This is a genomic window from Thermoleptolyngbya sp. M55_K2018_002 (assembly GCF_015295965.1).
Lineage (GTDB): Bacteria > Cyanobacteriota > Cyanobacteriia > Elainellales > Elainellaceae > Thermoleptolyngbya > Thermoleptolyngbya sichuanensis.
The window spans coordinates 1-10,130 of the sequence record NZ_DVEA01000183.1 but is presented as its reverse complement, the minus strand read 5'-3'; the positions used below and the strand labels follow the sequence as shown (position 1 = coordinate 10,130).

Here is a 10,130-nt window from a genome sequence, read left to right as displayed (position 1 = left end):
CCCCCCCCGCCACAACCCGGACGACCTGCGGAGCAAGTTCAACCTGACTGCGCCAAAAGAGAAGACAGCGCTGCTTACCTTTGGCGGGCTGGGGCTGGCGGACATTCCGTATCACAACCTAACGCGCTTCCCCGACTGGCAGTTCATCACCACCGACAAGCACGCTCCCGACCTGCCCAACCTGGTGAACGTGGGCGGCACTGCCTTTCGCCCGGTGGACTTTATGCCGCTGTGTGGGCGCGTCGTGTCGAAACCAGGCTATGGGACCTTTTCGGAAGCCTGTCGCCTGGATGTGCCGATTGTCAGCCTCACCCGCGACGACTTTGCCGAAGCGGCCTGCCTGCTGGCGGGGATTCGTCGCCACTGCTTTCGCAAGCGCCGCTGCACCCGCCAGAAACCGACCTGCCGCTGGATAAGCGAGGAAATGAGGCGATCGCCCAAGCAGTCATAGACTATTTGGGGGGCTAGTTGGGGAAGGCAGGAGCCGTTGGATAATGGGAGACAGGGAGATAACTTCGGGCGATCGCCGATCTCCCGGTTGCTGAATCTTGCTGAAGCTCTGCAATTCCCCTGTATTTCCCATGCATACCCTGCCCCCCGGCACCTTTGGACTCCCCTTTCTCGGCGAGACGCTCAACTTCTTCACCGATCCCAACTTTGCCCAAAAGCGCCATGAACAGTATGGCGACCTGTTCAAAACGCGCCTGTTGGGGAAGCCGACGATTTTTATGCGGGGCGTGGAAGCGAATCAGTTTGTGCTGAGCAACGAAAACACATACTTTAGCGTGGACTGGCCGCCCAGCACCAAGGCGCTGCTGGGGAAACTGTCTCTGGCGCTGCAAACCGGGCACGAGCACCAGTCTCGCCGCAAGCTGCTGGCCCAGGCTTTTATGCCGCGAGCGTTGTCGGGCTATATCAGCACAATGGAAGCCATCACGCAGCGCTATACTCAGCGCTGGCAGCAGCAGGGCCAGCTAACGTGGTATCCCGAACTGCGAAACTATACGCTGGATATTGCCTGCAAGCTGCTGGTGGGGCTGGACAAGGGTTCCCAAACTCGCCTGGGGCACGTTTTTGAAACCTGGTGTCAGGGTTTATTTTCAATTCCGCTCAATGTACCGTGGACGGCATTTGGCAAGGCCAAGCGGGCGCGGCGGCTGCTATTAGAAGAAATGGAGCAAATTGTCCGCGATCGCCAGCAGAGACTCTCTGAGTCCCTCAATTCCTCAGATGGGCCAGAGTCAGACGGGTCAGAGGCTAGCGACGCGCTGGATTTGCTGATTCGCGCCCGCGACGAAGACGGGCAGGGCCTTAGCCTGGAAGAGCTAAAGGATCAAGTCTTGCTGCTGCTGTTTGCAGGGCATGAAACCCTAACCTCGGCGATCGCCTCCTTTTGCCTGCTCACGGCCCAGTCGCCCGACGTGCTAGACAAACTGCGGGTCGAGCAGCGCGGGTTTGACCCAGCCGCGCCGCTGAGCCTCGATTTGCTGAAACAAATGACCTATCTAGAGCAAGTGCTGCGAGAGGTGCTGCGGCGCATTCCCCCGGTCGGCGGCGGCTTTCGCACAGTGCTGCAAGACTGTGCTTATGGTGGCTATACCATCCCCAAAAACTGGAGCGTGCTGTATCAAATTGGGCCGACGCACCAAGATGCATCCCTCTATCCCCAGCCAGAGCAGTTTGACCCAGAGCGATTTAGTGCTGCCCAACTGGGCGATCGCTCGGCCGATCAGCAGCGCTACGGATACGTGCCCTTTGGCGGCGGCATTCGCGAGTGTTTGGGCAAGGAATTTGCTCGGCTAGAAATGAAGATCTTTGCCACCCACCTGCTGCGGCATTGGCAATGGACGCTGCTGCCCGACCAAGACTTGAGTATGGTGATTGTCCCCACGCCCCACCCCCGCGACGGGCTGCGGGTGGCGTTTGCGGCACGGGAGGCGGGCTGATGGCGGCTTCTCCCCCGTTTATCGTCATCAACGGCCAGCAGCAGCTTTCTCTTGCCCAAGCGGTGCGATATTTGCAGGCAGCGGGCAAGCTGGACGAAATGATTGGCGAAATCCTGCGGCAGTTCGTGCTGGATCAGGCATTGGGCGATCGCGCTGCGGGGCAGCCAACCGGGGCAGAGGTGGAGGCGGCGATCGCCCACTTTCGCCAGCAGGCAGATTTGACCGATCCTCTCGCGTTTCAGACCTGGCTGGAGGCTCAAGGGCTGGATGCAGAAGCCCTGCAAACCCAGACCCAGCGAGAACTCCATCTGCGGCAACTGCGCGATCGCCTGACGGAGCCGCACCTGTCGCAATATTTCATTGAGCGCAAGCTGGATCTGGATCAGGTCGTGCTGTCGCGGCTGGCGGTGGGCGATCGCGATCTGGCAGAGGAGCTTTATCAACAATTGCTAGAGGGCGCAAATTTCGAGACCCTGGCGCAGGACTATTCCCAAACGGGCGATCGCCTGTTCAACGGAATGCTGGGGCTACTCAGCCGGGGCAGCCTGCCCGATGCCCTCCGCGCTGCCGTGGATGCGGCGACTCCTGGCGATGTGCTGCCGCCGCTGTTTATCGAGCAAGAAAACCTGTGGTGCGTCTTCCGGCTGGATCGCGTCCTGCCCGCCACACTCGACCACCCCGAAGTGCTGGAAACCCTGCGGAATGAGCTATTCGACCAGTGGATCATGCGGCAGCTCGATGGGGTGGATATTGAGGTGTTGGTGGGAGAGTGAGGGGTTTGGATTTTGGATTTTGGGTAGGCGGGCAATCTAAAATCCCCAACCTAAAATCTAAAATCGAGATCGCGATGCCGCTTCATCCCGGCTTCTGTCCCGGTCTTTCTTCGGGCATTCCCAGCGTGGCGATCGCCGCGATGCCCAAAATCGACAGCAGCAAGCCTGTTGAACCCAGCGTGGTGCTGCCCAAGGCTAGGATCAGGCTGAGCGCCAGGACAATCCAGCGATTGGGATGACGAAGCTGGCGAATGGCGTTGACGAGCAAGTAAATAAACAGCGCAGGCAGGGCAAAGGTCAGCCAGCGTTCGGGAATCTGTAGCCCCACGACGCAGCCGAGCCAGGTTCCTGCCACCCACGCTCCCCAGCAGCAGCCGTGCATCCCCAAATAGTAGGCAAATGGGTGCTGCGGGTCAGACATTTCCAGGGCAAAAACTTCATCCACCAGCCCGTGGCAGAGCAGCCAGCGCTGCCAGGTGGGGAACTGGGCATAGCGATGACGGGCGATCGCCAGACTCATGGGCACATGGCGCAGGTTCATTACCAGCACGGTGATCCCGATGCTCAGCGCGGCTAGCCCCTGCCGCAAGCCTTCTACGGCCGCAAACTGGGACGCGCCTGCAAAGATCCAGGCCGACATGCCCAGGGTCGCTTCCACCGATAGCCGGGTCTGGATGGCGATCGCCCCAAAGCTGACAGCCGTGGGCAAAAATCCGGCTATAATTCCCAGCGCCCGCGTCCCGCCGCGCAAAAACTCTCGCATGTTTGCTTCTCCGGTTGGTTCAGGACTGACGCACTTGCGATAAGTTTTCTGGGTTTTGGACGATTTTTCGCGGGCGCAGTCCGCGAAAAATCGTCCAACTGCGTAAGTCCTATGGTTGTTCATTAGCTTAACTTTTGGCTTAACAGCGGCAACGGCGGTGGTGTTGCAGGGGGGCGATCGCTAGACTAAGGCCATCAGCAACCAGTTCTCGAACCCCCCGAAACTTATGAGAAATACTCATCCTGACTACAGTTGGCTGTTTCGGTTTGCGGTGCGCGTGTTGAAATACTTTCTTCTAACGCTGTTTGGAATTTTGGTAGCCATTGTGCTGTCAAAGGTTTTAGTAATTGCCCCTCTCCTGCATCTCCTGGTGAGCATTTTGGATGCTGCTCTGTTCAAGACGATGGGGTTGGTCTTTTGCCTGATGGCGATCGCCGTGGTGGTGGAGTCGATTCGCTAGGAGCCGTCCATCGCCCGCTGCACCTTGGCGACCTGCTTGGGCGCATCTGTTTTTTGGAAGAGGGCGATCGCCGCCTGAAAGCTTTCTTTGCTGCGGCGGGTGTCGCCCATTGCCCGATAGGTCAGCCCTTGCTGGTAGTAGGCTTCGGCCAGGTCATACTTTGCGCCCACGTCGCGCAGGTATTGAATCGAAGTCTGATGTTTTGCAACGGCCTGGTCATAGCGTCCCTCTTCGGTGTCGAGTGCGGCATCTCCATAAAGCGCCTTGGAGGTGGCTTGTCCGTAAGCGCTGCGTTCTCCAAAATCTAGCACGCGATGATAGAGCAGGCGCGATCGCTGAATTTCGCCCAGTTCCCGGTAGGTCAGCCCCAAGAAAAACAGGCGATATTCCGTCACCCAGCTTGGCATCTGGTAATCGTCCAACTGATTCACGGCCTCATACAGCTCATCCGCCAGCTTTCGCGCCAGTTTCCGGTTGCCCAGGCGCAGGTTGAGATAGGCAATGTAAAACAGGACGGACTTGCGGTAGCGGTCGTCGCCCAGCGGTTGGCAAAGCTGCTCGACCTGGCGATGGGCCGCCATGCCCGCTTCGTATTCGCCCAGGGCAATCTGGCAGATGCCAATGGTCAGCAGGGCGTTGATTTCCACCAGCCGCAGCTTGAAGGCCGTATCCTCGTCTGAGGGCGTTTGCAAGACCGATTGGGCGATCGCCCGCGCTTTTTGGCAGCATCTCACCGCTTCGTGGATATTATCAGACGAATAGTAATAGACCGCGCCCAAAATGCCGTAGAGTCTGGCGCGGCGATAGCTGTCGGGGAGCCGATCCACCACCGCCAGGATGACCTCCTCCGCCTGACTCAGTAGCCCCCGCTTGTAGAGCGATCGCCCCAGCGATTCGTTCGTGCCCCAGCGGTTGGGTCGCTTTTGAATAATCACGTCCGCCGCTGCCTCGTGGTCGCCCCGGTCGATGTAGTGATAGTAGGCTTCCAGCGCCGTTTGCACATCGTCTTGCGTGATGATGGTGGTCACCCGCTCGGTCCAAAATTCTGCGGCGTGGCGGTGGGCCGTGGCATAGTCGGGGGTGCTAGCCAGCCGATCGAGCGCCTGGGCGCGAATCACCGGATGCAGCCAGTAGCGCTCCTGTTCGCGCTCCACCAGCGATCGGTCTTGCAGCGCTCGAACCACGCGGCGATGGCGGCTCTCTGGCACGTCCCACAGCAGGCAAAATAGTCCTTCTATGGGCACTGTCGGCACGTCCTGATAGCGATAGCAGCCCATGCGACACAGCAGGTTATAGGCATCGGGCGATAGCTCTTGCAGTCGGTTGAACTGCTGGTTGACCTGGTCTTCTAGCTCGCAATGGCTCAGCAGGTTGGTCTGGTTGACCCGCCAATAGGCCGCCACATCCCCCGCAAAATCTTCGGCAATGCTGCTGCCGATTAGATCCATGCTTTTGGCATTGCCGCCGTGGGCCCGGTGCAGCGCCTGCATCGCAGGGGCATCGACACAGCGCAGCCCGCGATTTTGAAACACCTTTTCCCAGGCGGGCAGGGTTAGCCCCCGCAGCGGATAATGCTGCACCGACACCATATATTCGTGCAGGCGTTCGCGGCTGGTGATCAGCGTGGTGGACTGCACCGACGGGTCGGCTAGCACGTTGAGCAGCTCCACATAGCGGCGGTGTGGCTCGATAAAGCGTCCGTCTGGGTCGAGGGCGGGTTCCAGGTTGTCGATCAAAATGCCGAGGCGGTCGCCCTGGAGCTTGCGCTTGAGCCGATCCAGCGACACGAAAAACTCGCGGCCCGGTTCTTCGCCCAACTGCCGCAGCTTTTCCTCCAGCAGCGCCTCGACCGGGGCAATGTCCTTTGTGGCCTTGGCAATGGGGAATTCTAGCACTGCGCCGAACTTTTGCTGGAGATAGTTTCGCGCCAGCGTCGTTTTGCCAATGCCCGCCCGCGCCTGGATCACGATAATCTTGAAGCCCCGGCTCAGGAGTCCGTCTAGGTCGGCGATCGCCTCTTCCCGCCCGACGAAGTTGGGATCGGTCGCGGCTTCGTCGGCAACTGCCTGGGCCGATTGGTGGTCGTCGGGTTGCAGCGTCAGCCCAAAGGCGCGAAACAACTGTTCGAGCGATCGCGCATCGACCCCGCGCAGTTGGTCGCGCTGCTGGTCGAGCCAGGGCCGCAGAATGCGAGAAATGGTTTCCGGTGAGAGGTATTCCGCCGTGTGCCCGTTGGGGTTTCCAGGTTCGGTGCAGCGGGCAATTGCGGCGTAGGTGGGGCGATCGCCCGGAAACCGAAGGCACACAGCCTGCCAGATGCGGTCAAATCCCGTTTGGGTTAAGATGCGTCCCCGCTCGCGCCGTGATAATACAGCCATGCCTGTAGACAGAATCAGCCATCCAACCGACCAGACGCTTTAGCACGTGAACCCTTTGTTCACGGAGCCACCCACACCATTGCGTCAATATTCCCATGCTTTTTGGGAAATACTGAAAACTTCTTCCCTGAATCTTTATACTCAGGTTCGACCGTCCCCTATGCTGACTAGCAGCAACCCATTGTCTCAGAGCCTCTGCCGTTAGCCCCGTTAGCCCCGTTAGTTCCTCCCAATCCCCAACGCTTGGTGTTTCTCATGGTGAAGCTGAGCCACGTCGTTCCCTTTGGGCGATCGCTCGCCGAGTATCGCCTGATGTTTAACCTGACCGACCTCGACCTGTCCCGCGACATTTTGGACGCGGGCGGCGGCCCGGCCAGCTTCAACGCCGAGATGCACCAGTTGGGGTATCGGGTCATTTCCATCGACCCGATTTATCAATTCAGCGGCGCGGAAATCGAGCAGCGATTCTACGCCTGCGCCAGCGACATCATTCGCCAGGTGAAAGATATGCCCGATGGCTGGGTGTGGGGCTATCACCAGTCGCCGGACGACCTGCTGCGGAACCGCGAAACGGCGCTGCGGCGGTTTTTGGCAGACTATGACCAGGGCAAGGCCGAAGGACGCTATCTCGTAGGTGAGTTGCCCGATCTGCCGCTGAGCGATCGCCCCTACGACCTGATGCTCTGCTCTCACCTACTGTTTCTCTATTCCGACCATCTCAGCCTGGAGATGCACTGCCGCTCTATCGCCGCCCTGATGGTGCGGGGGCAAGAACTCCGAATTTTTCCGCTGCTGACCCTGGAACGAGTGCGATCGCCCCACCTCGAACCCGTCTGCGAAGTCCTCACCGACTTGGGCTATCGCGTGGAAATCGTCCCGGTGCGCTACGAACTGCAAAAAGGCGGCAATGAGATGCTGCGGGTGACGCGGCTGGCGGTTTAGTCGGTCGCAAATGATTGAGAGATGAACGGAGGATCTGTTAGAGACTACAAATAGAGACGACAAGTAGAGACGACAAGCGTCTTGATGACTGATTCCCTTTTTACCTTGAGACAGATTTAGTTCAATGCCCGATCCAATCCATCAGTGGTTCTCTACCCAACGCATCACCGATTCTCTGTACCTCATCACCGAGCCGCATTACTACTGGTTTAACCGGGCAAATTTGTGGCTGATCAAGGGGCGCGATCGCGATTTGCTGATCGACACGGGGCTGGGCGTACTCAGCCTGCGAACCTATCTGGCGGATCTGCTGGACAAGCCGCTGCTGGCGATCGCCTCCCACATTCACTTCGACCACGCTGGGGGAATGCACGAGTTTGACCATCGCGCCATCCACGCGGCCGAGGCCAGCGCCCTGCGGATGGGCGACGACTACGAGGCACTGTGTACGCCGCAGCAGGGCTGGGTGCGGCAGGAGGATTTTCACCAGTTGCCCTACGAGGGCTTTACGGTGACCACCTACAGGCTGCGGGCCTGCGAGCCGACGCAGATTTTGAATGAGGGCGATGTGCTAGATCTGGGCGATCGCGCCCTGGAAGTGCTGCATCTGCCAGGCCACTCTCCGGGCTGCATCGCGCTCTACGACCCCAAGACGCAGGACCTTTTTTCCGGCGACGTGATCTACGACGGTGAACTGCTGGACGATCTGCATTGCAGCCATATCCCCACCTACCTGGCCACCTACGATCGGCTGGCGCGGCTGCCTGTGGAGACGGTCTATCCGGGGCACTACCGGATTTTTGGCAAAGCGGACTATGGGCGCATTGTGGACGAGTATCGGCGATCGCGCCGCAGTCTGGGCTGTCCTAGTGAACGGGTGCAGTCCCACAGCGGCCGGGCTTAGCCCACCCTCGACAAGACCGATGCGTCACCAGGCAAAATCCGTGCTAAAACGGGGCGATAGAAAGGGGCGATGGGCTATTCGCGAAGCAATCCCTTCGGGAATCGCCCCGGCCGCTAGAATGAAATCGTCGATGGGGTCTTTTGACCTGCGGTTACGGTTGGGCCGGGTCGCCGTTTTAGCGGCACGCCTGGATTGAAGGGTCACGCAACGTCTGATGTCTGATTTGCAGCAGAAGCATCCGCCGGGAACGTCGCCGCTGGCGCTGTGGTTTCGTGATACCACGGGGCTGTTGGAGGAGCGCGTCCAGTTTCGCCTGCGCGGCAATCATCTGCACATTCTCTGTGAGGCGCAGCCCTGCCCCGACCGGGGGGCAATCGTGGGGCGGCTGCTGCCTGCGCTGCGGGAGGTTGACCTGAATACGTTGGTGCCCGCCGGACAGCCAACGATTTATCAAATTTATCTCTACGGTCGGCGACCCGGACAGTCGTCGCCGGACTGGTCGTTTTCGATTGATCTGCACCAGTTGGACGATCAACTCCAGCAGTTTCTTGGGGAACAACTGCTGGCGGAAGAGTCCCCAGAGTCTGCATCGCAGCGGGGCGGGCAGTTGGCGACGGTCAGTGCCGGATCTGGGCCTGGTTCAACAGTTGGCTTTGGCGGGCTGCCGTCGGGCGATTCGCGTAGCGATCCCTTTGGGAATCGCCCGGTTGAAGGCGATGCGGCGCTCTCTGGGTCAACCCTGGGTCTGGCGCGGCAGGGGCACCCAGGGGCGATTGCCCGCTACCTGAGCGACCACCTCAGCAGCTTTGGCGTATCCGTGAGGGCAACCGTCAAGCCGCTGCGCCCCGCCCCAGGGCCCGCTCCCGATGCCGCACCGGAACCCCCACCCCAGCGGCTGTGGGTGCTGTGCGAGGCGAATTATTCGCTGGATTCCTCTCTGCTGGCGGAGCCGCTGGCTCAACATTTGCGCGATCTGCGGCTAGAGGGCTTTCGGGATGCGGTGGTGCGGGTGCAGGTGGCGGGCGAAAGCCAGCCTGACTGGATGCTTCAGGTCGATCTGACACCGCCCAATGCCATGCTGCGGGAGTGGGCCCGCTGGGGCGACGTGGGCAGCCTGACGCGCCTGCTCAACCCGGTGCTGGAGATGCTGGAGGGCGAGGTGTCTACCGCAACGCTGCGGGACTCGACGCTGCACCTGTTTTGTAGCCCCCTGCCCCAGAGCAGCCTTGCGCCCCATCCTCCTGACCGAGCGGCGGTGAAGGCGGGCGTGGGGGCTGTGTTGCAATCCATCGCGCCCCAGGGCATCCACGCTGCGACGGTCTACGGCCAGGTGTTGCACCAGGAAACGCCGGCCTGGGTGGACTGGCTGGATTTGCCCGCTAGCCAGCAGCCGCACCTGGCAGACTCGACGCTGACCCTGGCCCAGCAGGGCGACTGGGGGGCGATCGCCTTTCTGCTGAATCGTCTGCTCAACCCCGACCTGACGCAGCAGTTGGCGACGGGCGGCATCCGTGTCCAGCTTTTGCCCAAGCTGGATGGCAGCGTGCCATCGGATGCACCCACCCACGCCCAGCGCTATCTGCTGCATGTGATGAGCGATGCGCCCGTCTGTCCAGACCAGCGGCGGGTTGGCACGACGGTGGTGCGCTTTCTGCGAGATCTGAATTTGCCGCAACTGGCCGGCGTGCGGGTTTACGGGCGGCGTGCAGGACAAAAGCGGCCGCTGTGGAGCTATGGAGTGGATTTTGCGCCGCGATCGCGCGTGGTGCCAGAGCCAGCGCCGGAATTTGCGGCCACCGATGCCTACGTGGGCGACCTGCTGACCCCCGGCGGCGACCTGATCCTGCGCTCCGACGCGGATCTGCAAACGGCCTGGCAGCGCTGGTGCGATCGCCTCAGCGCGTCGATTCGGCGGGCGTTGGTGAAAACGCACCTGTTTGCTCCCACGGAGGATGCCCCCGCAG

The 10,130-nt window shown here is 60.5% G+C and carries 7 protein-coding genes and 2 pseudogenes; 7 read left to right on the top strand and 2 right to left on the bottom strand.

All coding sequences use genetic code 11. The features are described 5' to 3' along the window. From IGS51_RS08970 to IGS51_RS08960, 3 genes and pseudogenes are all read left to right on the top strand, one after another. Nucleotides 1-451 (top strand): annotated as a pseudogene (locus tag IGS51_RS08970) (glycosyl transferase); the annotation flags it as partial. Between the two features lie 130 nt (nucleotides 452-581). Then, nucleotides 582-1,946, top strand: coding sequence for a cytochrome P450 (locus IGS51_RS08965; RefSeq protein WP_297078083.1), 1,365 nt, complete (start codon nucleotides 582-584; stop codon nucleotides 1,944-1,946). Further along, entirely contained in the window at nucleotides 1,946-2,719 is a 774-nt protein-coding gene (locus tag IGS51_RS08960) for a peptidylprolyl isomerase (protein ID WP_297078082.1), read from the top strand. Before IGS51_RS08965 ends, IGS51_RS08960 begins: the two co-directional genes overlap by 1 nt. Nucleotides 2,720-2,801: 82 nt before the next feature. Here the strand turns inward: IGS51_RS08960 and IGS51_RS08955 are convergent, their stop codons facing one another. Beyond that, the gene (locus IGS51_RS08955; RefSeq protein ID WP_297078081.1) at nucleotides 2,802-3,482 is read right to left on the bottom strand and encodes an AzlC family ABC transporter permease; all 681 of its coding nucleotides are present in this window, start codon (nucleotides 3,480-3,482) and stop codon (nucleotides 2,802-2,804) included. A 226-nt stretch (nucleotides 3,483-3,708) separates the two neighbouring features. Here IGS51_RS08955 and IGS51_RS08950 point away from each other — a divergent pair, with 226 nt between their 5' ends. After that, on the top strand, nucleotides 3,709-3,942 hold the full coding sequence (locus tag IGS51_RS08950; RefSeq protein WP_068510836.1) for a hypothetical protein: 234 nt from the start codon (nucleotides 3,709-3,711) through the stop codon (nucleotides 3,940-3,942). On the opposite strand, the gene IGS51_RS08945 is transcribed toward IGS51_RS08950, so the two are convergent. Next, nucleotides 3,939-6,320, bottom strand: coding sequence for a tetratricopeptide repeat protein (locus IGS51_RS08945; RefSeq protein ID WP_297078080.1), 2,382 nt, complete (start codon nucleotides 6,318-6,320; stop codon nucleotides 3,939-3,941). The genes IGS51_RS08950 and IGS51_RS08945 overlap by 4 nt on opposite strands. Nucleotides 6,321-6,566: 246 nt before the next feature. Between IGS51_RS08945 and IGS51_RS08940 the strand changes: the two genes are divergently transcribed. The 3 genes and pseudogenes from IGS51_RS08940 to IGS51_RS08930 all read left to right on the top strand — a co-directional run. Then, on the top strand, nucleotides 6,567-7,262 hold the full coding sequence (locus IGS51_RS08940) for an SAM-dependent methyltransferase (protein ID WP_297078084.1): 696 nt from the start codon (nucleotides 6,567-6,569) through the stop codon (nucleotides 7,260-7,262). A gap of 124 nt (nucleotides 7,263-7,386) precedes the next feature. Continuing rightward, on the top strand, nucleotides 7,387-8,166 hold the full coding sequence (locus tag IGS51_RS08935) for an MBL fold metallo-hydrolase (protein WP_297078079.1): 780 nt from the start codon (nucleotides 7,387-7,389) through the stop codon (nucleotides 8,164-8,166). Between the two features lie 214 nt (nucleotides 8,167-8,380). After that, nucleotides 8,381-10,130, top strand: a pseudogene (locus IGS51_RS08930) (hypothetical protein); the annotation flags it as partial.

Excerpts from the sequence above, each read along its gene's own strand:
- IGS51_RS08965 (WP_297078083.1), top strand. The coding sequence starts at position 582 with ATGCATACCCTGCCCCCCGGCACCTTTGGACTCCCCTTTCTCGGCGAG.
- IGS51_RS08960 (WP_297078082.1), top strand. The coding sequence starts at position 1,946 with ATGGCGGCTTCTCCCCCGTTTATCGTCATCAACGGCCAGCAGCAGCTT.
- IGS51_RS08955 (WP_297078081.1), bottom strand. The coding sequence starts at position 3,482 with ATGCGAGAGTTTTTGCGCGGCGGGACGCGGGCGCTGGGAATTATAGCC.
- IGS51_RS08950 (WP_068510836.1), top strand. The coding sequence starts at position 3,709 with ATGAGAAATACTCATCCTGACTACAGTTGGCTGTTTCGGTTTGCGGTG.
- IGS51_RS08945 (WP_297078080.1), bottom strand. The coding sequence starts at position 6,320 with ATGGCTGTATTATCACGGCGCGAGCGGGGACGCATCTTAACCCAAACG.
- IGS51_RS08935 (WP_297078079.1), top strand. The coding sequence starts at position 7,387 with ATGCCCGATCCAATCCATCAGTGGTTCTCTACCCAACGCATCACCGAT.